The sequence below is a fragment of the Micromonospora sp. NPDC005324 genome (genome assembly GCF_040607155.1).
Classification (GTDB): Bacteria; Actinomycetota; Actinomycetes; order Mycobacteriales; family Micromonosporaceae; genus Micromonospora; species Micromonospora trifolii.
The window spans coordinates 30,665-52,690 of the sequence record NZ_JBEXGE010000024.1; the positions used below are offsets into that span (position 1 = coordinate 30,665).

Annotated in this window: 19 protein-coding genes, 1 tRNA gene and 2 pseudogenes; 12 read left to right on the top strand and 10 right to left on the bottom strand. The window is 73.0% G+C overall.

Translation table 11 applies throughout. The features are described from left to right. Position 1: 1 nt before the first annotated feature. The 4 genes from ABZS40_RS23560 to ABZS40_RS23575 all read right to left on the bottom strand — a co-directional run bounded on the left by ABZS40_RS23560 (position 2) and on the right by ABZS40_RS23575 (position 3,577). The gene (locus ABZS40_RS23560; RefSeq protein WP_238678153.1) at positions 2–715 is read right to left on the bottom strand and encodes a response regulator transcription factor; all 714 of its coding nucleotides are present in this window, start codon (positions 713–715) and stop codon (positions 2–4) included. Beyond that, on the bottom strand, positions 688–1,896 hold the full coding sequence (locus tag ABZS40_RS23565; RefSeq protein WP_354945533.1) for a hypothetical protein: 1,209 nt from the start codon (positions 1,894–1,896) through the stop codon (positions 688–690). The genes ABZS40_RS23560 and ABZS40_RS23565 overlap by 28 nt, the downstream gene beginning before the upstream one ends. Beyond that, entirely contained in the window at positions 1,886–3,064 is a 1,179-nt protein-coding gene (locus ABZS40_RS23570) for an ATP-binding protein (RefSeq protein WP_354945535.1), read from the bottom strand. Before ABZS40_RS23570 ends, ABZS40_RS23565 begins: the two co-directional genes overlap by 11 nt. A 117-nt stretch (positions 3,065–3,181) precedes the next feature. Further along, positions 3,182–3,577, bottom strand: coding sequence for a VOC family protein (locus tag ABZS40_RS23575; RefSeq protein ID WP_354945537.1), 396 nt, complete (start codon positions 3,575–3,577; stop codon positions 3,182–3,184). Between the two features lie 140 nt (positions 3,578–3,717). On the opposite strand from ABZS40_RS23575, the gene ABZS40_RS23580 reads away from it, so the two are divergent. Together ABZS40_RS23580 and ABZS40_RS23585 are read left to right on the top strand one after the other, a co-directional pair. Next, the gene (locus tag ABZS40_RS23580) at positions 3,718–4,716 is read left to right on the top strand and encodes a hypothetical protein (protein WP_354945539.1); all 999 of its coding nucleotides are present in this window, start codon (positions 3,718–3,720) and stop codon (positions 4,714–4,716) included. A gap of 689 nt (positions 4,717–5,405) precedes the next feature. Next, entirely contained in the window at positions 5,406–5,708 is a 303-nt protein-coding gene (locus tag ABZS40_RS23585; protein ID WP_354945541.1) for a MerR family transcriptional regulator, read from the top strand. A gap of 534 nt (positions 5,709–6,242) precedes the next feature. On the opposite strand, the gene ABZS40_RS23590 is transcribed toward ABZS40_RS23585, so the two are convergent. Together ABZS40_RS23590 and ABZS40_RS23595 are read right to left on the bottom strand one after the other, a co-directional pair. Then, positions 6,243–6,575 (bottom strand): hypothetical protein, encoded by a 333-nt coding sequence (locus ABZS40_RS23590; RefSeq protein ID WP_354945543.1) that lies wholly within the window; start codon positions 6,573–6,575, stop codon positions 6,243–6,245. Positions 6,576–6,765: 190 nt separating this feature from the next. Continuing rightward, positions 6,766–6,838 (bottom strand) — tRNA-Arg (locus tag ABZS40_RS23595). A 160-nt stretch (positions 6,839–6,998) separates the two neighbouring features. On the opposite strand from ABZS40_RS23595, the gene ABZS40_RS23600 reads away from it, so the two are divergent. Beyond that, complete coding sequence (locus ABZS40_RS23600) at positions 6,999–7,694, top strand: hypothetical protein (RefSeq protein WP_354945545.1); 696 nt, start codon at positions 6,999–7,001, stop codon at positions 7,692–7,694. A gap of 190 nt (positions 7,695–7,884) precedes the next feature. Here the strand turns inward: ABZS40_RS23600 and ABZS40_RS23605 are convergent. Both ABZS40_RS23605 and ABZS40_RS23610 read right to left on the bottom strand, forming a co-directional pair. Next, positions 7,885–8,823 (bottom strand): annotated as a pseudogene (locus tag ABZS40_RS23605) (alpha/beta hydrolase); the annotation flags it as partial. A 245-nt stretch (positions 8,824–9,068) separates the two neighbouring features. Continuing rightward, the gene (locus ABZS40_RS23610; RefSeq protein WP_354945547.1) at positions 9,069–9,488 is read right to left on the bottom strand and encodes an HPF/RaiA family ribosome-associated protein; all 420 of its coding nucleotides are present in this window, start codon (positions 9,486–9,488) and stop codon (positions 9,069–9,071) included. Between the two features lie 305 nt (positions 9,489–9,793). Here ABZS40_RS23610 and ABZS40_RS23615 point away from each other — a divergent pair, with 305 nt between their 5' ends. From ABZS40_RS23615 to ABZS40_RS23625, 3 genes and pseudogenes are all read left to right on the top strand, one after another. Continuing rightward, complete coding sequence (locus ABZS40_RS23615) at positions 9,794–10,576, top strand: single-stranded DNA-binding protein (RefSeq protein ID WP_354945549.1); 783 nt, start codon at positions 9,794–9,796, stop codon at positions 10,574–10,576. A 343-nt stretch (positions 10,577–10,919) separates the two neighbouring features. Next, positions 10,920–11,876: pseudogene (locus ABZS40_RS23620) on the top strand (cobalamin biosynthesis protein); the annotation flags it as partial. 161 nt (positions 11,877–12,037) lie between these two features. Then, positions 12,038–13,576 carry a cobyric acid synthase gene (locus ABZS40_RS23625; protein ID WP_354945551.1) on the top strand — a complete coding sequence of 513 codons (1,539 nt, stop codon included), beginning with the start codon at positions 12,038–12,040 and terminating at the stop codon, positions 13,574–13,576. Between the two features lie 134 nt (positions 13,577–13,710). Here the strand turns inward: ABZS40_RS23625 and ABZS40_RS23630 are convergent, their stop codons facing one another. After that, complete coding sequence (locus tag ABZS40_RS23630) at positions 13,711–14,112, bottom strand: rhodanese-like domain-containing protein (protein ID WP_145785474.1); 402 nt, start codon at positions 14,110–14,112, stop codon at positions 13,711–13,713. A gap of 164 nt (positions 14,113–14,276) precedes the next feature. On the opposite strand from ABZS40_RS23630, the gene ABZS40_RS23635 reads away from it, so the two are divergent. The 5 genes from ABZS40_RS23635 (at position 14,277) to ABZS40_RS23655 (ending at position 19,593) form a co-directional block, all read left to right on the top strand. Then, positions 14,277–15,038, top strand: a complete 762-nt coding sequence (locus tag ABZS40_RS23635; protein WP_354945553.1) for a hypothetical protein — start codon at positions 14,277–14,279, stop codon at positions 15,036–15,038. Between the two features lie 67 nt (positions 15,039–15,105). Beyond that, positions 15,106–16,251 carry a M48 family metallopeptidase gene (locus ABZS40_RS23640; RefSeq protein WP_354945555.1) on the top strand — a complete coding sequence of 382 codons (1,146 nt, stop codon included), beginning with the start codon at positions 15,106–15,108 and terminating at the stop codon, positions 16,249–16,251. 36 nt (positions 16,252–16,287) lie between these two features. Then, on the top strand, positions 16,288–17,631 hold the full coding sequence (locus ABZS40_RS23645) for a dipeptidase (RefSeq protein ID WP_354945633.1): 1,344 nt from the start codon (positions 16,288–16,290) through the stop codon (positions 17,629–17,631). Positions 17,632–17,708: 77 nt separating this feature from the next. After that, positions 17,709–17,915, top strand: coding sequence for a hypothetical protein (locus tag ABZS40_RS23650; protein WP_354945557.1), 207 nt, complete (start codon positions 17,709–17,711; stop codon positions 17,913–17,915). Between the two features lie 85 nt (positions 17,916–18,000). Further along, positions 18,001–19,593 carry an ATP-dependent DNA ligase gene (locus ABZS40_RS23655; protein WP_354945559.1) on the top strand — a complete coding sequence of 531 codons (1,593 nt, stop codon included), beginning with the start codon at positions 18,001–18,003 and terminating at the stop codon, positions 19,591–19,593. A gap of 10 nt (positions 19,594–19,603) precedes the next feature. On the opposite strand, the gene ABZS40_RS23660 is transcribed toward ABZS40_RS23655, so the two are convergent. Continuing rightward, positions 19,604–20,425, bottom strand: a complete 822-nt coding sequence (locus tag ABZS40_RS23660) for an SURF1 family protein (protein WP_354945561.1) — start codon at positions 20,423–20,425, stop codon at positions 19,604–19,606. A 196-nt stretch (positions 20,426–20,621) separates the two neighbouring features. On the opposite strand from ABZS40_RS23660, the gene ABZS40_RS23665 reads away from it, so the two are divergent. Further along, the gene (locus ABZS40_RS23665) at positions 20,622–22,025 is read left to right on the top strand and encodes a cobyrinate a,c-diamide synthase (protein ID WP_354945563.1); all 1,404 of its coding nucleotides are present in this window, start codon (positions 20,622–20,624) and stop codon (positions 22,023–22,025) included. Position 22,026: the final 1 nt, after the last annotated feature.

A 22,026-nucleotide genomic window follows, 5' to 3' on the forward strand; every position in this document is an offset into this window, starting at 1 on the left:
GTTAGGGGGTCGGCCGGTCGTGCGTCGCCTGTGACCGGTAGATGCCGATCTCCTCCGGGCGGACGAGACCGTCCTCGATCGCACGGGCGAGCAGTGCCGCCTTTGTGGCAGCTGGTCGCCCCGCCCGGGTGTACTTGATCCGCGCCCGGTCGACGTACTGCTTCACTGTGTGCTCGCTGATCTGCATCCGCCGGGCCACCGACGCCTTGGACATCGACTGGAACCAGAGCAGCAGCGCCTCACGCTCCTTGTCGGACAGCATCGGCCGGTCCGGCCGCGGGTCGCCGACCATCGCACCGGCCAGCGCCGGCGGCACGTACGGGCGGTCGCTCGCGGCGGCCAGCACCGTCTCCACGCAGTGTTCCCGGCCCTCGTGCTTCGCCAGGAACGCGACCGCCCCGGCGTCCAACGCGGCGAGCATCGTCTGCGGGTCGGTGTGCTCCGAATAGACCACCACCCGCCGGCCGGCGGCGCTCAACTCGGCCAACTTGTCCAACGCCATCCGCCCGTGCAGGCGCAGGTCGAGCAGGACGACGTCGGCGTCCGGCGCCGCCCGCAGCACCGCGTCCGGGTCGTCGCCGGTGGCGAGCACAGTGAGGCGCGGCTCGGTGGCGAGCCAGGCGCGGACCCCCTCGACCACCACCGGGTGGTCGTCGACGATCGCCACCCCGACCGGCCGGTCGCCGGTCACCGCCGCCACCGGGTCTGCGCCCATCTGATGTTCCCGTCCCGTTCGTAGAGGTACTGCACCGGCCCGTCGTCGTGCTCCCCGGGGGGCGGGCCGGTCGACTCCGGTCCCTCCCGGTCCGGCGTGACGAGGCTGACCACCACCTCGTCCGCGCCGGAGACCACTGTCAGACGCGCCCATCCCCGGGCGTCGGCGAGGGTGCCGGTGAGCGGGTCGGCCAGCCGGCGGCGGACCTCCACCGGCAGCGGCGGCGGGGTGCCGATGGTGACCAGGTCGATCGGTAGGCCGTTGCGTTCCGCCAGGTCGGCGGCGGCTCGCAACTCGTGCAACAGCGGGTCGGGCACATCGTCGGACTCGGCGATCAGCCGGCGCAGCCGGGCGGCGGCCAGCACACACCGACGCTGCACCTCCGGGTCGTCCGGGTCGGCCTGGCCGGCGGCCAGGTCCCCGAGGACCCGACCGGCCGCCGAGCCGACCAGAGCGAGGCGGTCCCGGCGTTCGCGAAGGCCCCGCTCGGCGGCATCCCGCTCGGCGGCCATCGCGTGACCGGCGGCCGAGACGGCGGCCCGTTCCCGGGCCAGGCCGACGATGACAGTGCTGCCCACGAAGACCGCCACCGGCAGCGAGAAGGTGCCGTAGACGTACATCACGTAGCGGGCCACGTCGGCCGGGTCGGGGCCGTGCCCGAGCACAGCGACCAGGGCGATCAACGCGTGCGTGCCGAGGAGCGCGATCAGCCCCACGACGCGGCGACCCCACACCGCCAGCACGAAGAACCAGCCGAGCGTGCCCCACACCCAGTTGGCGGCGGTGAACAACTGCCGCTCACCGGCCGCGGCGAAGACGGCCGCGTCGACGACCAGCAGCAGCCCGGCCAGCGGCCACGGCGGCAGCGGCGAGCCTTGCAGCAGTCGTACCCCGGCCACCGCGCCGGTCACGGCGACCAGGATCCAGGCGCCGAGCACCACAGCTGGCGCGGCGAACTCCGCGCGGGCGGACAGCACCGCCGGCAGCGCGATCGCGACGTGCCAGGCCAACGCGATGGCGACGGCGGCGATCCGGGCGCCACGGTCGGACGCGTGCGCCACGGCGGCCGGCGCGGCGAGCGCCGCGGGGGAGTCCGGCTCGCGGGGCGTCGGAACGCCGGTGCGGTTCGGTGCCCCCGGCGCGTCGGTGGGGTGCGCCGGGGCGTTCAGGTCAGCCGACACCGGGCCACTCCAGTCGAATCCGGGTGCCCGCGCCCACTGCCGAGTGCACGACGGCCCGCCCACCCACCGTCGCCATCCGGCCGCGGATCGACTCGCGCAGTCCGTACCGGTGCGGTGCGACGGTGGCCAGGTCGAAGCCGGGGCCGTCGTCGGCGACCTCGACCACGACGCCGATCGCGTCGCGGCTCAGCCGCAGCGTGGCCCCGGCGCCCGGCGCGTGGCGGACCACGTTGGACAGTGCCGCGTAGGCGCTCTCGCTGATCGCGTCGGCCACCCCGACGGGGACGGCGCAGGACGCCAGATCCAGTCGTACCGCAAGCTCGGGCAGCCGGTCGACGACCAACCGCAACCGCCCGTCGAGCGGCACCGGGCCGTCGCCGGCCACCGGGCCGACGTCGGTGAGCGAGACGAGGGTACGCAGGTCGGCCGCGCACCGGTCCCGGAAGACAGTCGAGGGTCCGGCCACCGCGCCCAGCCCCACCATGGTCAGCGTCCCGAGCACCGTGTCGTGCAGGTCGCGATTCTGTTGGCGTTCGGCCTCGCGGGCGGCACGCGCGACCAACGCCTCCCGGGTCAGCCGCTGGTGTTCGACGAAGGCGCTGTCCGCCCGGCCGATGCGTCCGCGCATGACCGCCGCCATCATCGCCGTGCAGAGGGTCTGCGCCAGCAGCGTGGCCGCGTGCGCCCTGGCCTCGGTGGGGTTGCCGGCGGCCTGCGTCCCGGTCACGTAGGTGGCTATCACGAGCAGCCCGGCCGGGATCGACCAGCGTGCCGAGGTGGTGGCCTGTGCGTTGATCACAGTGGTGCTGGCCAGCACGGCGATCCAACTGCCCTCGCCGGGCAGCACCTCGGGTGCCACCAGCACCGGGATGAGGAGGCAGGCCAGCGCGGTGACCGCCACGTCACCGGCGACGAGGGCGGGGCCGATGCCGTGGCGCAACGCGCGGTGCGCGTACCAGAGGGACCAGCCGGTCAGCACGGCCACCGCGGGCAGCAACACCGCCTGCTCGACCGGCGGGGTCTGCACCGACACGGCCACCGCCGCGCCGAACAGCCCGCAGCTCAGCCGCAGCAGCGCTGGCAACGTGGTGAAGATGAGGCCCATGGCCCCGCCGGCCGGATTGTCCAACGTGGGCGGCGGCACGGTGGGGGTGGCAACGGCCGGCATCGGGAAGTGTCCTTCCGACAACGACCCGTCCGGGTCCACACGGCGTAGATCGACATCGGACAATAGCATGGCGGACGGCGACGGGAGGACCCTTTGTTGCGGAGTGTCGCTAATGCGTCACTCTGTGCTGCGAGGTTGAAGAAGGTCCCAGCGGTTGCCGTAGATATCGACGAACACCGCTACCGAACCGTACGCCTCGTGCCGCGGTTCCTCCAGGAAACGCACCCCGGCCGCCACCATCCGGGCATGGTCGCGGGCGAAATCCTCCGTGTACAGGAACAGCCCGACCCGACCGCCGGTCTGGTCGCCGATCCGAGCCTGCTGCTCGGCGGTGCTGGGCCGGGCCAGCAGCACTGCCGTCTCCCGGGCCTCCGCCGGGCGGACCACCACCCAACGTGAACCGTCGGGTCGGGCGGTGTCCTCCACCAGCTCGAAACCAAGGTCACCGACGTAGAAGTCGATCGCCTCGTCGTACCCCCTGACCAGCAGCGCGACAAGTCCCAGATGTGCCATTCGGCCATTCTGCCGGCGGACGCCCCGGGCCCAGCCGGCGACGTCCCCACCGGTCACCCGCGTCACGCCTCGGGCCGGTCGGCCGGAACCAGCCGCGTCCGTCGTCCGTCTCATCCCCGGGTGGAAGGGTGGTGAGCCGGATGCGCTCGTCCCGGACGGTACTGGCGGTGGCACTGCTCGGCATGGCGCTGTCTGGCTGCGGTGGCACGGACATCGGGCCGGGCGATCCGAGGGAGCCCGGTCCGGCCCAGATCGTCGACGGGTGGACCTCCTGTGCCAAGGCGGCACCCCGGGCCGGCGAGATGATCACGGTGCCGACCACGGAGACATCACCGCCGGCCGTGCAAGAGCCGACGATTGGTCGCATCGACAGGGCGTTCACCCCGGTCGCGGCCGTGATCTGCGGGCGCGAGATTCGGCCGGGCCCCGACGGTGGCCAGGAGCAGGTCGCCACCGAGCGACGCGCCGAGCAGATCGCACCGCTGCTCACCGCGCTGCGTCTGCCCAGCGAGCAGACCGGCGGGGAGGTCGCCTGCACCCTCGAGATGGTCGTCCCGCCGTGGATGGCGCTGGTGGACGACCGGGGGCGCTGGTTGCGGCCGCACATCCCGACGGATTCCTGCGGCAAGCCTCGCGCCGAGGTGATCACCGCGTTGGCCGGGCCGCAGTGGACCACTGTGGACATCCGTACGATCCGGCAGATCGAATCCGCGGCGGCCGAAGCTGCCGGATGCGCGCAGCAGTGGACGGACCTGGTGTGGGTGCAGACCCGCAACGGTGGCCCGGAGCCGGCCGGGCCCGGACTGCCGCCGGCCGTCGGGCCGCTGCGCCTCTGCGTCTACCAGGTGCCCGCGTCACTTCAGGATGGCGAGAAACCGGCGGGCGACTTCGTGTACGGCGGGCCGCTGCCACCCGAGCGCCAGGCGGGCGTGTTCCGGGCGCTGTCCAACCGCCGGGCCGTGGTCGACTGCGACATTCCGGCGACCCGCTTCGCGGTGCTACGCCCGCTCGATGGCGCGGGTCCCGACCGGTACGTGGAACTGGATGGCTGCCGCCGGTTCCTGGTCGCGCCAACGACCGGCGCTGCGCAGCTCGGCCAGGGCGACGACACGCTGGTCGCCCTGCTCGGGCCCGTCTGAGCCGGTGGATCCGCGACACCCACCCTGTCGGGGCGGAACCCCGGCGACGACGCCCGGCCGTGAGGAGGCGGCCCTCGTGCACAGCGGTCAGCTGACGGGCTATCCACGTCCTCGGAGAAAATCTATGTGCGAAGTGCTAGACATTCGGGTCGTTGCCGACTAACGTTCCTGGAGTCGAGAACAGAGCTAACAAAGACGCTGACGTTGCCGCCCCGCACGAGGGCGAAGGAGTGGGGCCCAGGGAACTTGCAGGTCCTGCTCAGTTCGGCGGCAGACATTGCCGTAGTCAGGTAGTACGCGTGTGACAGCGGGTGGGGCCGACGCTTGCTCAGGGCTTCACCCGACGTGAGGAGAGTTCGTCGTACGTGTTGGGGCCATGGAAGTCGCGTGGGGCTCGGACACCGACGGACAGCACGGAGTACGGCAGAGGAAATCAGAGGCAAGGGAGGGCATTACACCGTTGGATCGCCCGCTGCCAGTCGCATGTGTGGGCTGGGCGCGGACACCGCAGTTTCCATCGAACGAGAGGTGGTCTCCGGTCACGCTTATGCGATCCTCGCACCCGAAGCCGTCCATGACGGCTGGTGCGGATACGACAAGCCGACGTTCTGTCGGTAGATGGTGTTCCTGACCCACAACCCTTGGGCCCCGGTGCTTCCGAGCACCGGGGCCCTCGTGATGGAGGTTCCATGGCTCAACCCGACGACATGTTCGACGATGAGGACTACCCCGCCTACACGATGGGCCGCGCCGCCGAGATCCTCGGTTGCTCGCAGGACTTCCTACGCCGACTCGGCGACGCGAAACTGATCGACCCGCAGCGTTCCGGTGGAGGGCACCGCCGCTACTCCCGCTACCAACTACGCCTTGCCGCCCGCGCCCGGGAGATGTGCGACCAGGGCACCGACATGGCCTCGGCCTGCCGGATCATCATTCTTGAGGACCAACTCGAAGAGGCCCTTCGACGCAACGAGCGCCACCAGCAGGGCTGATCTCCGCGCGGGCTTGCCCCCAAGGTGAAGCCGAGCGCCACACGGTCCCTCCCCGTCAGGGCAGGGGCCGTCTGTCGTCTGTGTAGAGGGCCTCGGTTGTGTGGATGGGCGGGCCTGGCTGTACGGCCGACCGACAGGGGCTGGAACGGTGAGACCCTGGGCTGACGCTCGCGTCGCCGAGCATGCAGTGATTGACCTGGGCGAGCGCGATCATCAGCCGGCGGAGTCAATCACCACCGCCCATGGCTGCCTCATTGCGCGCCGGACAACCTCGGCTGTTACCCCTCGGCGGCATCGGTCAGCTTGTGGTCGAGCTGCTGTTCGAGTGCTCGGTCGGATGGTTCCACGAGCCGCTGCCCGTCAGGTTTGACGTCGAGACCAAGGACAAGCAAGTCAGAGGTCAGCTACCCGGTCTCTCTGGAAGGGAGCGAAGGGCAGCGCGTCGCTCTGGGCAATGCGAGCACGCATAGGCACGGCGGGCGTACGCGTAACAGACCGCGGCCTTGGGACTGGAAGAAGATCGCGGAGGGCTGGTCAGAGAGAGGGCGAAGCCTGAGGGTCTGTGGTCGGCGATGCGCTGTCAGCCAGGTCTTGGACGATGTCGCCGGACGACTCGACCAGGTCAATGAAACGACGCAGGATGGGCCAGGGGACATCGCCGCCACCAGCGCCGAACATCACTTCGCTCGCCGGGCGCGCTGTGAACGGCCCATCGTCCGGCGTTGCGTCAGGAATGGTGACGGTGATGTAGGGCCCGGCCCCCGGTGCTCCGGTCAGCCCGACCAACTCGTACTGCCACGCGTAGTCGGGCAGGCTGTAGTAGGAGTTGACTTCGTAAAGCTTGGCGCCGTGATCCCAGACTTCCACTGCAGCAGGATCACACACGTTCGACAGACGAGGCAGTGCATGACCGTCCGGCCTGGCGGATGCTGGCCGGAGGCTGCCAGCAGGCCAGGGTCGGGTCGGCGCGGCCCGCTCTTCGGGCTGATTCGGCTGTTCGAAGCCGTCTGAGAGTCGCGGCCGGGCCTGACAACCCGCTGACCTGCGGTGAGGTGGGCGCGCCCGGCAGGATTCGAACCTGCGGCCTTGGGATTAGAAGTCCCCTGCTCTATCCGCTGAGCTACGGGCGCCTGTGGCGTGGATGTCGCGCCCAGAGGGTACCGCCGTCGCACTGCCCGACGGCAAAAAGGGTGCCCGCGTCCACGTTGCCGAGCAGAGTCTCACGTCCGCCTCGTAGCGGGCATCCGGGTTACCGCGGACCGGCCTCGCCTCGGACCGTACCTTTGGCTGGTGTTGCTGGATTCCGACGCCGAGAGCGACGTCGCCTACGAGCTGTGCCAGGTCGTCGGTCGCGCCATCCTGCCGTACCGGTCCTCGGGCGACTTAGGCACCGCGTTCTTCTTCCAGGGCGGTGACGACCCGGTGGGGGAGTCGCTGCTGACGGCGGCCGACCTGGTGGGCGGTTCGGGTGGTGAGTTGGGCCTGCGGGCGAGCGTCACCGAGCCGGCGGGGGTGGCCCCGGCCGTCATTTTCGAGGCCGAGATCGTGCCCGGTTGGGCCCGCTTCGCGGGCGACGGCGTCGCGGTGCTGCCGACCGCCGGCCTGCACCGGTATGCCGGCGACGGCGGCTGGCGGTGGCGCGTCCAGCCGGTGCCGGCGGGGATCGCCGCCGGGCCCGAGGTGGTCGCCCGCCTCGCTGCCGACGCCAGTTCCGCTTTCGTGCTGGCCCATGGGGTACGCGAAGACGGGTCGCGGCCGCTGGAGGTCGCGATCGAGCGGGTGGTCCGCGACGGGGACGCCGTGCTGATCACCACGGAGTTGCCGCCGGGGTACGTCGGGGCGCCGGTCTTCATCGTTCAGGCCGGACCCACCGGTGAGGTCTCCCCGTACTGCCTGGGCCTGGTCCTGCCCGGCGTCGGCGAGCATCCGGTGGCGACCTTCGACCGGATCCGTGCCGTCCTCCCGGCGACGCCCGGCGACATCTGAACCGGCTTTTCGATCGGCCTGGTCAGCCGCCGGGCGTCGCCGCCCCCGCCGCGTTGGCCGGCTGCAGGTTGGCCGGCGCCACGTCAGCTCGGACCGCGCCGGTCGGCACGGCATCCGCCTCTGGTCGTGCGGCGTCGGTCGGCGCGGCGTCGGTCGGCGCGGCGTCGGCCGGGGCGGTGGGGCCGGCGGCGAGGAACGCCTCGGCCCAGCGGCCGACCTCGTCGAAGACCTTCTTCCGTACGACGGGGCCGGAGAGCGTGAGGTCGTGCAGCCCGCCGTCGAAGCGCGCCAGTGTGACGTGGCGGCCGAGGCGGGGCGCGTAGCGGACCATGTGCTCGACGTCCAGTACGGCGTCGGCCAGTGTCGCGTTGTCGTGCCACCTGGTGCCCCGGAAGGACCGGGTCGAGCAGGCCAGCAGCACCGGCACCTGGATGTCCAGCCCGGCGCGGAGCTGGCGTTGCCCGGTGTGGATCGCGTTCAGCCAGCCGGCCCGGACCGGGAACCCGGCCAGCGGTTTCCACGCCAGGTCATAGGTCCACTCGCCGCGGTGGTCGGAGTGGATGCTCTCGCCGTACACAGTGCCGAGCCCGAACGGGAGGATGCGGTGCGGCGCCCTGCGGCCCAGCCGCGACGCGGCGGCCGCGAGGGGTCGGCGGACCGCCCAGGGGGCGTTCAGGTCGAAGAAGGGGCTGTTGAGCACCAGGCCGTCGATGGTGCCGGTGTCGCGGCGGGCGTCCGCCCAGAGCGAGATGATCAGGCCGCCGGTGGAGTGGCCCATCGCCAGTAGCGTGTCGTGCCCGTCGTCCTTGCGGATGATCTCGGCGGCGGCGTCCAGCTCGGGGAAGTAGTCGCTGATGTCGCGGCAGAAGTTCGGGGTCTGGGTCGGGAGCAGACTGCGACCGTATTTGCGCAGGTCGAGCGCGTAGAAATCCCAGCCTCGCTCGGCGAAGAAGTCCGCCAGGTGCGTCTGGAAGAAGTAGTCGACGAAGCCGTGTACGTAGAGCACGGCCCGCCCGGTGGGGCGCTCGGCCCGCCGCCGGACCAGAGTCGCGACAACGGGGCCTTCGTCGTCGGTGCCCAGGTCGATCGTCTGCCGCTCGTACGGCGGCCCCAACACGTCCGGTTCCACGAACGCGACGCTACGCCGCCAACCTACCCAGCGGTAGCCCGCGCCCCGCCCGCCCTGCCCCGCCCGTCCCCGCCCCGCCCCGCCCTGCCCGTCCCCGCCCCGCCCCGCGTCGATCATGGAGTTGTGGTGCCCCGCAAAAGGGACGCTTGGGGACCTGGTGCCCACCACAAGTCCATGATCGACTGATTTTGGGGTGGGGTGGGGTGGGGTGGGGTGGGGTGGGGTGGCGTGGCGTGCGGCGTGGGTCAGGCGGTTTCCGCGTCGGCGCGGGGGGCCGCGTCGTCGGACTCGTCGGACTCGACCTGCGGCGGCGGGACTTCGCGCAGGTGCTTGTTGTGCCGGGGCTCCTGGCGGGTCTTGGCGTCGTTGAGTCGGCGGCGCAGGTCGTCACGGACGTCGTTGAGGGCGGCGTGCAGGTCCTCCTCCGCGGAGGTGGTGACGATTTTCTGCCGGCCGGCGATCCAGCACTCCAGGGTGACCTTCTGGCCACGCGCCTCCCGGTCCTTCACCGACACCTCCAGCTCGGTGGCGTCAGCGTGGAAGCTGGCGAGCCGGGCGTCGAGGGTGGCGAACTGCTCGGCGATCCAGTTGCGGTCGCCCTGGGAGAACCCGGCGCCCACCCGCAGGCACTCAGCCACGGTGGCCGGGTTCGCCACGGCGCTCATCGCTGCGCCTCGGAAGCGTTCGCGGAGTCGATGGTAGTGATCGTCATGGCGCTGACCTCTCGTCGACGTGGAGCTGTCGGTGATGCGTTGATCAAGTCCTTACCCAGTTGGGGCTGCCTGGGAAACCGTGGACGGCGGGTCGGGCGGGTCGGGCGTACCACATCCGGGGCGTGATCAGGGCGTTGTCCACAGGTGGGTTCGTCATCCACAGGTCGGGGATCGGCGCTCGCGAAGGGTGCTCTCAGTGTCGATGCTCGGTGTCGAGTCGACTCGCGCTGGCAGGCCCCGATCCCCCTGGAGGGACGATGTTCGACACTTACGTGACAATCGTCGGCAATGTGCTGACTACGCCCGAGTGGCGGCGTACCACCCAGAGCAACACCCTGGTGGCCAACTTCAAGGTCGCCTCCACCGCCCGCCGACTCGACCGGGACAGCGGCCGGTGGGTTGACGGCAATTCGCTCCGCGTCCGCGTCAACTGCTGGCGCAAGCTCGCCGAGGGGGTGGCGGCCTCCGTCATGGTCGGCGATCCGGTGGTGGTCTGCGGGCGGCTCTACACCCGCGACTGGACCGACGACGCCGGCAACCACCGCACGCTCTACGAGCTGGAGGCGGTCGCCGTCGGCCACGATCTGTCCCGGGGCCGGGCCCGGTTCCTGCGCAACCGGCCGAGCATGACGACCAGCGCCGTGGAGGACGCGGAGGCCGAGAGTCGGGTGCACGGCGAGCCCACCGAGCCGGTGCCGGCCGGGCAGGCGCCCGTGCTGCCCGACGACCGCCCGATGGACGACGACTTCGAGCTGCCCGACTACGCCGAGCTGCGAACCAGCCCGTTCGGCAACGTCCCGCAGGACGACGGCGGTGGGGTCTTCGGTGACGGCGCGCTGCCGAGCGGCGGGCAGGTCGGGCAGGCCAACGCCCCGTCGGGGCTCGACGACGAGCTGGCCCCTCCGCCCGAGGCTGACGACGACAACGCCGACGGTGACCTGGACATCGAGTTGGGTCCGGTGCCCGACGAGGGGCAGCCGGAGCCGGCGCAGCCCGGCCGAGGGCGGCGTGGTCGGGGCCGGATCCCGCAGCCCGCCTGACCGATCGGCTCGACCGTCGCGGGTTGGGCGGCGATCGAGCTGGTTGGGGTTCCGCAAAGGTCGCGGGCGCTGCTGCTACACGGCGCGGCGCGGAACGGTGCGGCGCGGCGCGGCGCGGAACGGTGCGGCACGGCACGGCGCGGCGCGGCGCGGTGCGGCACGACGGGGGCGGGGTGGCGGCGCGACCAGCGTCGTCACCCCGCGTGACGGGCGTCGGTGGCCGGCCGTCCGGTTCGCTCCACGGGTTCTCGTTGCCGGTGCGGGACCGTGTGTCGGGCTGGTTCACGGGGTGCTCGTCTAGGCTGGCCGGCCGGAGGTGGTGCGGGTGCGACGGACAGCGCCGATGGCGAACGCGGTGGGGCTGCTGGCCGGGTACGCGCTGGACAGGGCGCTCGGCGACCCCCGCCGGTGGCACCCGGTGGCCGGCTTCGGGCAGGCCGCAGGCGCGCTGGAGCGCCGCCTCTACCGCCCGGACCGGACGGCGGGTGCGGCATTCACCGCACTGGCCGTCGGCGGGCCGGTGTTGCTCGGGGCGGTCGCCGCGGCGGCCACCCGGCACCGGCCGGTGACCCGGGCGGTGCTGGTGGCGGCCGGCACGTGGACCGTGCTGGGCGGCCGCACGCTTCGGCGCGAGGCGACCGTCATGGGTCGGACGCTGCGTGACGGTGACCTGCCCGCCGCCCGGCGACGCCTCGGTCACCTCTGCGGGCGGGACCCGTCGACGCTGGGCGAGTCGGAGCTGGCCCGTGCCACTGTCGAGTCGGTCGCGGAGAACACCTCCGACGCGGTGGTCGCCCCGCTGCTCTGGGGAGCGGTCGCCGGTCTGCCCGGGCTGCTGGGCTACCGCGCGGCGAACACCCTCGATGCGATGGTCGGGCACCGGTCGACGCGCTACGCGCGGTTCGGCACGCCGGCCGCTCGGCTGGACGACGCGCTCAACCTCGTGCCGTCCCGACTGACCGGGCTGCTCACCATCGCCGTCGCGCCGGTCGCGCACGGGGACCGGCAGCGCGCCTGGCAGGTGTGGCGGCGGGACCGCAACGACCACCCGAGCCCCAATGCCGGTCAGTGCGAGGCGGCGATGGCCGGTGCGCTCGGGGTCCGCCTCGGTGGCCGCAACGTCTACTTCGGGCGCTCCGAGGTGCGGCCGTTCCTCGGTGACGGTCCCCGCCCAGAGGCGCGGCACCTGAAGCGGGCCGCCCGGATCTCCGGCGCGGTGGGGCTGGCCGCCGTCGGGCTGGCCGCCGCGTACCCGGTGACGCTCGGCCGGCTGGTAGGCGCGGTGAGCAGGCGCGCGGTGGGTCGGCGAGGGCCGGTTGCTACGGCCCGAGGGCGCGGGCTGGCTGGCGTGGCCGGGGCCTTGCGGCTGGGCGGTGCCAGTGAGCATGGGCTGCCGGCCGTCGGTCTGGGCAGGGCTGCCGGCGTGGCCGGGGGCGTCGGGGTGCGGCGGGGGAGTGGGCGGTGAGCGGCGGGCTGCTGGTCGCCGGCACGACGTCCGACGCCGGCAAGAGCGTGCTCACCGCCGGCATCTGCCGCTGGCTGCACCGGCAGGGCGTGAGGGTGGCGCCGTACAAGGCGCAGAACATGTCGAACAACTCGGCGGTGGTCGTCGGGCCGGACGGGCGCGGCGGCGAGATCGGGCGCGCCCAGGCCATGCAGGCCGCGGCGTGCGGGCTCGCACCCGACCTGCGGTTCAACCCGGTGCTGCTGAAGCCGGGCAGCGACCTGGCCAGTCAGGTGGTGCTGTTGGGCGAGGCGGTCGACACGATCACCGCCGGCACTTTCCGGCGGCTGCGTCCCCGGCTCGCCGAGACCGCGTACGCCGCACTGGCCGAGCTGCGCGAGACGTACGACGTGGTGATCTGCGAGGGCGCCGGCAGCCCCGCGGAGATCAACCTGCGGGCCGGTGACTACGTCAACATGGGGCTGGCCCGGCACGCCAACCTGCCCACAATCGTCGTCGGCGACATCGACCGGGGCGGTGTCTTCGCCTCGATGTTCGGCACAGTGGCCCTGCTCGACCCGGCCGACCAGGCGCTGATCGCCGGCTTCGTGATCAACAAGTTCCGGGGCGACCTCGGGCTGCTCCAGCCGGGCCTGGGCATGCTGCGTCAGGTCACCGGCCGCCCCACGTACGGGGTGCTGCCCTGGGCACTGGACCTGTGGCTCGACGCGGAGGACTCACTCGCCTACGGCCGGGTGCTCGGCCGACCCGCCGCCCCGCACGGCAGCGAGTGGCTGGACGTGGCCGTCGTCCGCCTACCCCGGATCAGCAACGCCACCGACGTGGAGGCGCTCGCCACCGAGCCGGGCGTCCGGGTACGCCTCACCATCGAACCGGCCGAGCTGGCCGCCGCCGATCTGGTCGTCCTGCCCGGCTCCAAGTCCACCGTCGCCGACCTCGCGTGGCTGCGCGAAACCGGCCTCGCCGACGCGGTGGCCACCCATATGGCGGCCGGCAAGCCCCTGCTCGGGCTCTGCGGCGGCTTCCAGATGCTCGGCCGCGCCATCCACGACCCGGTGGAGAGCCGCCAGGGCAGTGTGCCGGGGCTCGGTCTGCTGCCCATCGACATCACCTTCGATCCGCGCAAGACCGTCCGGCAGTCGGTGGGCACCGGCCACGGTGGCCTTCGGGTGCGGGGCTACGAGATCCACCACGGGTACGTGTCACACGCCGACCCCGGCCTGACCCCGCTGCTGACCGGCGACGACGGTGTCGGGGAGGGTGCCGTGCTCGGCGCGGTGCACGGCACGCACTGGCACGGGGCGTTCGAGTCCGACGAGTTCCGCAGGTGGTTCCTCACCGAGGCGGCTCGCCTGGCCGGTCGCGGCGGGTTCCGGGTGGCACCGGCCACCAGCTTCGCCGCCGCCCGGGAACGCTCACTCGACCTGCTTGGCGACCTGGTCGAGGAACACCTGAACACCGATGCCCTCTGGCGACTCATCGAAGCCGGCCCACCCGCCGACCTCCCCTTCATCCCACCCGGCGCCCCGTCCTGACCAGCACAGCGTCCACTGAGGAAGGTGCTCGATTGAGGGGCCCCGTCCGCGCGGGCAGGGGCCCGTTTCCTGGATCGAGCGCGATCTTGCGCCGACCGCCCGCCGGAGACGCGCTTGGGGCGAGGCCGGGGATGTCAGGGGCGGATGTCGGCGGGCCGGTCGGTGGTGGGGAGGCCGGCGGCGAGCCAGGCGTCCACGCCGCCGATCATGTCGGTGGCCCGGCGCAGCCCGAGGGTCTGGAGGCTGGCGGCGGCCAGGCTGGAGCTGTAGCCCTGTCGGCACACCAGCACGATCTCCCGGTCGTACCCGGTGGCCTCCGGGATCCGCCAGGCGCTGGCCGGATCGAGGCGCCACTCCAGTACGGTCCGGTCGATGACGACAGCGCCCGGCAGGTCTCCCTGTTCGCGGCGCTGAAGTTCGGTACGGGTGTCGACCAGCAACGCACCGCCGCGGACCGCCTCGACGGTCTGCTGCGGAGTCAGTCGGTGCAGCCCAGCGCGGGCCTGTTCGAGTAGGGCGTCTATACCGGGGCTCATCACGTCTCGGAGCACCACCCGATCATGCCGATTCGGTGGCACCCCGGGCGGCGAACGGGCCGCCCGTCACCCGTCGCCGCCCCAATTCCCCCGGACGTGACGGTGGCCGGCCAGGGCGGTTAGCCGGACGTGTCGGCGCGACCCACCCTGGCCCCCCAGTCGGCATGATCGACGCCGTCACTGACAACAGTGGTTCCGCCGACCGGGAGGTCGACGAACCGGAGCCGGTCACCCCACCAGCAGCGGTGGCGGCATACTTCGGTCATGCACCACGGGAGGCTGTGCTGAACCCGGGAACTGGCGGGCCGACCGTGGCGGTTGTCGAGGCGTACGCCGAATTGGCTCGTCGGGTGCTCGCGGGCCCGGCGCGGTTGGGGCGGACCCGGCTGGTCGCTGTCGACGGGCCGAGCGGCGCGGGTAAGAGCCGGTTCGCCGCGCAGCTCGCGGATGCCCTGGCGGGGCTGCTCGGCGGCCGACCGCCGGTGGTGCACACCGACGACCTGCTCGACGGGTGGGACGACCAGGTCACCTTCTGGCCCCGGCTCGACGACTGGGTGCTCGCCCCGCTGCGTAACGGCGAGCCGGGCGGCTACCGGCGGTACAGCTGGGTCCGGCAGTGCTTCCTGCCCCGGCAGGTTCCGGTTCCGGTGGCTCCGGTGCTGCTGGTCGAGGGGGTCAGCGCGGCCCGGGCGGTCGTCCGGCCGGAGCTGACGTTGGCCGTGTTCGTCACCGCGCCCGCGTCGCTGCGGCTGGCTCGCGCGGTCGCCCGGGACGGGCCGGAGATCCTGCCCGAGCTGCGCCGCTGGCACGAGCGGGAGCGGGCGCACTTCGCCGTCGACGAGACCGCGACCCACGCCGACCTGTTGGTGGACGGCGCGCCGACACTGCCGCACGACGCGGGCCGTTACTACGTGCGGCTCCACTGAGCGGGGCATGGACGTCGGCCACCGACTGCGGCACGATGCGGAGAGCTACGGCGAACGGGGAGCCACAATGACGGCAGCGGACGCGCCAGCGCGGCGTCGAACCACCCTCACCGGCATCAGCTCACGGGCCTGGGAGCATCCGGCCGACCGGGGTGCCCTGGTCGCGCTGCGGGAGCTGCGCGGTTTCGACGACGTGGTGCGGGCGTTCTTCGGGATGTGGAACGAGCGGGGTTTCCGGCTGTCCGTGCTGGCCTCCGGCATCCGGGTGGACCACCGGCAGTACCCCGCGGTGTGGCAGCGCTACACCGAGGCCGCAGCGGCGCTGGACGTGGCCGAGCTGCCCGAGCTGTACGTGACCCAGTCGCCCTGGCTGGGCGCCGAGGCGGTCGGGCTGGAGCGGCCGTTCATCTTGCTGAACTCCGCGTGCGTGCAGCAACTCGACGAGGACGAGCTGCGCTGCCTGCTCGGCCACGAGTTGGGGCACGTGGGCAGCGGGCACGCCGTCTACAAGACCATGCTCATGATCCTCACCCGGTGGGCGGCCAACCTGAGCTGGTTGCCGGTCGGCGCTATCGCGCTGCGCGCCATCATCGCGGCGATGCTGGAGTGGTGGCGCAAGGCGGAGCTCTCCGCCGACCGGGCCGGCCTGCTCGCCGGGCAGGACCCGGCCGCCGCTCTGCGGCTGCTGATGAAGCTCGCCGGCGGCGGTGACCTGTCCCAGGTCGACACCACCGCCTTCCTGGAGCAGGCCGCCGAGTACGCCGGTGGCGGCGACCTGCGCGACAGCCTGCACAAGATCCGAATGACCGCGTGGAGCACCCACCCGGTGCCGGTGGCGCGGGCGGCGCAGCTGCGCCAGTGGGTCGACTCCGGGGCGTACGGGCGGGTGCTGGCCGGGGACTATCCGCGCCGCGAGGACGACAGCTCGACAAGCGTCTCGGAGGAGATCAAGGCGGCTGCCGAGTCGTACCGGGAGGAGTTCAGCCGGTCCACCGACCCGCTGGTCGGGTTGCTGCGCCGCCTCGGCGACGGCGCGAGCGACGTCGGCGAGTGGGTGGGCGGCACCGCCGGTCGGGCCCGTTCCTGGATGGACGCCGCCACCGAGGCGGCGGGCCGCGCGCACCGTGCCGGGCGGGCCGCTCCGGGCGCGCGGGCCGGCGCCGGTCCTGCGGACAGCGGTGACGGCGCGGGCTCCGCCGGCACGCCTGGGTAAGGCCGGCATACGATGCCGGTCATGACCTCTCCGATCATGTCCGAGTCCGAGGTGCGGGCCGCCGTCGAGCGGGAGATGCCCGGCGTCCGGGCCGACCTGGAGCGCCTCGTCCGCATCCCCGGCATCGCCTTCGAGGGCTTCGACCACTCGCACGTGGAACGCTCCGCCGAGGCGGTCGCCGAGCTGCTGCGCGGCTGTGGCCTGGACGTCGACATCGTGCGATCCGGCGGTCAGCCGGCGGTGATCGGCCGTCGGGCTGCCCCGCCCGGCGCGCCCACAGTGCTGCTCTACGCCCACCACGACGTGCAGCCGGTCGGCGACCGGTCGCTGTGGGAGTCCGACCCGTTCGAGCCGGTGGAACGCGACGGCCGGCTCTACGCCCGGGGCGCGGCCGACGACAAGGCCGGCGTCATGGCGCACGTCGCGGCGCTGCGCGCGTACGGTGACGCGCTGCCGGTCGGCGTGGTCCTCTTCATCGAGGGCGAGGAGGAGTATGGCTCCGACTCGCTGGAGCAACTGCTGGCCGAGCACCGCGACGAGATCGCCTCCGACGTCATCGTGATCGCCGACTCCGGCAACTGGGACATCGGCGTACCGGCGTTGACCACCTCGCTGCGGGGCATCGTCAACTGCTTCGTCGAGGTGCGCACGCTGGACCACGCGGTGCACAGCGGCATGTTCGGCGGCGCCGTGCCGGACGCGCTCACCGCGCTGGTCCGGCTGTTGGCGACGCTGCACGACGACGCTGGCGACGTGGCAGTGGACGGCCTGGTCGGCCGGGAGGGCGCGACCGTCGACTACCCGGAGGACCGGGTCCGGGCCGAGGCGGGGCTCGCCGAGGGCGTGCAGTTCATCGGCACCGGCCGGATCACCGACCGACTCTGGACCAAGCCGGCGCTGGCCATTCTCGGTGTCGACGCGCCGTCCACCGGCGAGGCGCCGAACGCCCTGGTCCCGGCCGCGAAGGCGAAGCTCAGCATCCGCCTCGCCCCGGGCGACGACCCCAAGCGGGCGTACGCGGCGGTGCGCGCGCACCTGGAGCAGCACGCGCCGTGGGGTGCGCAGGTGACTGTCACCTTCGAACACGACGGTGACCCGTGCGTGATCGACGCGTCCGGGCCGATGTTCGATGCCGCCCGTTCGGCCTTCCGGACCGCCTGGGACGGCACCGACCCGGTGGACATCGGCGTCGGCGGCTCGATTCCGTTCATCGCCACCTTTCAGGAGATGTTCCCGAAGGCGGCGATCCTGGTGACCGGTGTGGAGGACCCGCACGCCCGCGCGCACGGCCCGAACGAGAGTCTGCACCTGGGGGAGTTCGCCCGGGTCTGCCTCGCCGAGGCGCTGCTTCTGCGCAACGTGGCGGCGGTGAGCAGTTAGGTGTCAGAACGGCAACTTTGGGCCTGATCTGGGAGTTTACGGCGTGTCGGATGGTCAGCTGTTATAGCCTTTCGTACATGAGTACGAACGAGGTGATGGCCCGGTTGGGGGCCGCTGTCAACGCGCTGGGAGATGTCGATGTCTCCGCGTGGTCCGAGGACACGCTCAACGAACAGCTCGGTGAGCTCTCCGCCGCACTGGTCGCCCTCGACTCGGTGCTCTCCCGGGTCGCCGGCGAGGTCCGCGCCCGAGGGTTGCGCATCGAGGAACCCGTCTCCGCCTGAACCGTCGTCCGCGTGAGTGGGCGGCACCCTGCCGACACCGCCCGGGCACGGCAATGCCCGGGCGGTGTCGGAGGTTACTGGCAGGATGAGCTGCGTGCGGTTCCTCGATCTGGCAGCCACCTCCGCCGCCGTCGGCGCCACCAGCGGCCGACGGGCCAAGGTGGAGCTGCTCGCTGACGCGCTGCGCCGGCTCGACCCCGGCGAGGTCGAGCCCGGCGCCGGTTACCTCGCCGGTGAGCTGCGCCAACGGCAGACCGGGGTCGGCTACGCGAGCCTGCGTGACCTGCCGCCACCGGCCGCCGAGCCGACGTTGACGGTGGCCGCCGTGGACGCGGCCATCGCGCAGATCGCCGCGATGCACGGCTCGGGCTCACAGGCTCGGCGTCGGGCGCTGCTCGGCGCCCTCTACGCGGCGGCGACGGCCGACGAGCAGCGGCTGCTCACCGGCCTGTTCAGTGGCGAGCTGCGGCAGGGCGCCCAGGCCGGGCTCCTCGCGGACGCGGTGGCCCGGGCCGCCGAGGTGCCGGTGGCGGCGGTCCGCCGGGCGCTGCTGCTCGCCGGCGATCTCCGGGCGGTGGCGGTGGCCGCGCTGGCCGGCGGGGCCGCCGAGTTGGCCGGCTTCGGTCTGCAGGTCGGGCGCCCGCTGGCGCCGATGCTCGCGCAGAGCGCCCCCTCGGTCGACGAGGCGCTCGCCGCGACCGGCACGCCGGCGGTGGTCGACGTGAAGCTCGACGGCATCCGCATCCAGGTGCACCGATCCGGCACCGACATCGCCGTGTTCACCCGCAGCCTCGACGAGATCACCACCCGGGTGCCCGAGGTGGTCGCCGCGGTGCGTGCCCTGCCGGGCCGGGAGTTGGTCCTCGACGGCGAGGCGATCGGCCTTGACGAGACCGGCCGACCACTGCCGTTCCAGCAGACGTCGAGCCGGGCGGCCCGACGCACCACCCCCAGCACCACCGGGCGCACACCGGTCGCCCCGGCGGTGCTCGCGGCGGCCGCCAGCACGGGCGCGACGGTGCTCACCCCGTACTTCTTCGACCTGCTGCACCTCGACGGCCAGGATCTGATCGACCTGCCCGGCCGGGAGCGGTGGGCCGCCCTCGCCGGTTCGGTGGACTCGTCGCTGCTGGTGGGGCGGATGGAGGTCGACGACGCGGAGCAGGCCGCCGCCGCGTTCACCGCCGCGCTCGACGCCGGGCAGGAAGGCGTGGTGGTCAAGGCGCCGGACGCCCCCTACGACGCCGGCCGGCGCGGTGCCGCCTGGGTCAAGGTGAAACCGCGGCACACCCTCGACCTGGTGGTGCTCGCCGTCGAGTGGGGCAGCGGCCGACGCAAGGGCTGGCTGTCCAACCTGCATCTGGGCGCGCGTGACGCGCGCACCGGTGACTTCGTGATGCTCGGCAAGACGTTCAAGGGGCTCACCGACGAGCTGCTGCGGTGGCAGACCGAGCGGTTCCTCGATCTCGCCGTGGAACGCGGCGACTGGGTGGTCCGGGTCCGGCCCGAGCAGGTGGTGGAGATCGCCTTCGACGGGGTGCAGACGAGTTCGCGCTATCCCGGTGGCATGGCGCTGCGCTTCGCCCGGGTGGTGCGCTATCGCGACGACAAGTCCGCCGCCGAGGCGGACACCATCGACGCGGTCCGCGCCATCCATGCCGGCCGCGTGAGCGGCTGACGGGGCGGGGTCAGGCGGACGCGGTCGGCGTAGGCTCGGCGGCCCGGTCCAGCGGAGCCGCTGTGGTGCCGATGCCGGCGGCCCGGCGGGCCTCCCGACGGGCCACCCAGCCGTAGCCGAAGATGGCCATCACCGCGAACAGCCACCACTGCACGACGTAGCCGAAGTTCTGCCAGTTGTTGGCGTGCCCGACCGGCACCGCCTTGAACACCGGATCGGCTGCCGGGGTCTGCTCGTCGAGCAGCAGGTACGCACCGTAGACCGGGTAGGGAAGCTCGCCGGCCAGCCGCGGCACACCGATCCGCCGGATCTCCAGCAGCCCGTCGCGTCGGGCCACCGCGCCGGCGCCGCTCTCGGTCTCGTGCACCCGGCCGACCACCGTCACGTCGCCGGTCGGCGCGGCCGGCACCGACGGCTGGGCGGTCGCCCCACCGGGCGCCGGCGGGATCCAGCCCCGGTCCACCAGCAGCGCCGTGCCGTCGGCGAGCACCAGCGGGGTGAGCACCTCGAAACCGACCCGGCTGTCCACCGTCCGGCCACGGACCAGCACCGTGTTCGTGGGGTCGTACCGGCCGGTGACGGTGACCCGGGTCCAGACCTTGTCCTCGGCGGGGGCCGGACCCACCGTCCCCGCGCCGCCGGTGGGCGCGCGCAGCGCGTTGACGAGCGGCACGGGAGCCATCCGCTGGCCCGCGTCGATCCGCTCGTTGACCTCGGTGCGCCCCCGATAGCGGTCCAGCTGCCAGTTGCCGAGGAACACCATGACGGCGGCCGCGACCAGGGTCAGCGCGAGAGCGCCCAGCCAGCGTGGGCTCAGCAGGAACCGGTACACGGCACCGAGGCTACTCGTATGACCGGCGCCACTGACCTGGACCGGGCCGGGACCGACGCCCGGGGGCCCTGCCAGGGCCGGACCGGCTGCCCCGGTTGGCGGTGCTCGCGCCTTCGGCCGGGCGGGTATCGTCACGCCGACGGATCGGCCTCGGTCGTCCCGTCGCGTACCCGCCGCCGCTCGCGAGGAGTCGATGATGACCGTCGTGCCGCGCCTGGTGCTCAGCGCGCCGTCCTCCGGGCACGGTAAGAACGCGCTGGCGATCGGGCTGCTCGCCGCCCTGGCCGAGCGAGGGGTCGACGTCGCCGGGTTCAAGCTCGGGCCGGACCACGTCGACGCCGCGTACCTCGGCCTCGCCTCCGGTCGGCCGGGTCGGGTGATCGACCCCCGACTGGTCGGCCTCGACCGGATCGCCCCGCTGGTGGCGCACGGTGCCGCCGATGCCGGGCTGGCCGTGGTGCAGGGCAGCATGGGGCTGTACGACTCGGTCGGTGGTCGTCCCGAGCAGGAGTCCACGGCCGCCGCGGCCGCCGCGCTGCGCAGCCCGGTGGTGCTCGTTGTCGACGTGGCCGCGATGGGTCAGTCGGTGGCGGCCCTGGTGCACGGTTTCCGCTCGTACGACGAGCAGTTGTGGCTCGGCGGGGTGATCCTCAACCGGGTGGCGTCGTCGCGGCACGAGGGGATGCTGCGCGAGGCGTTGGACGACGTGGGGGTGCCGGTCTACGGCGCGCTGCGTCGCCAGGACCTGCCGTCGGTGCTGCCGTCGCGGCGGCACGGTGTGGCGCCGGTGGTCGACGACTCGGCCGACGCCGTCCGTGCGGTCCGCCGCCTGGGTGAGGCCGTCGCCGCCACTGTCGACCTGGAACGGCTGCTCGGGCTGGCCCGCTCCGCCCCGCCGCTGTCGGTGCCGGCCTGGTCTCCCGAGGAGGCCCTGGGCACGTTCACACCCCCGGCGAACCGCCCACTGGTGGCGGTGGCCGGTGGGCCGGGCGGCAGCTTCAGCCACCCGGAGACCACCGAGTTGCTCCGGGCCGCCGGCGCCGAGGTCGTCGTCGTCGACCCGCTGCGCGACGAGGCGCTGCCGGTCGGCACCCGCGCGCTGGTCGTCGGCGGTGCGCTGCCCGAGGCGTACGCCGAGCAGTTGTCGGCCAACCGGCGGCTCTGCATCGCGGTGGCCGAGTTGGCGCGGACCGGGCGTCCGGTGATCGCCGAGGGCGCCGGGCTGCTCTGGCTGGCCCGGGAGTTGGACGGGCTGCCGATGTGCGGTGTCCTGGACGCGGTCGGTGTCAGCCGCGACGGGGTGGTGGCCGGCTACCGGGAGGCGACCGCCCAGACCGACAGCGTGGTGGCCGCCACCGGCACGGTGCTGGTCGGGCACAAGGCACACCGTGCGGTGCTCACCCCCCGCGCTGGTCAGCGCCCGGCCTGGAGCTGGGACGGCGGCGCGCCGGAGGGCTTCGTCTGGCGCAACGTGCACGCCTCGCAGCTCACACTGCACTGGGCGAGCCATCCGGCGACGGCGGCCCGGTTGGTCGCCGCGGCGGCGGCCGACCCGACGAGCGAGGTGGTACCCGCGCAGCCGGGCGAGGTGTCGGTGTGAT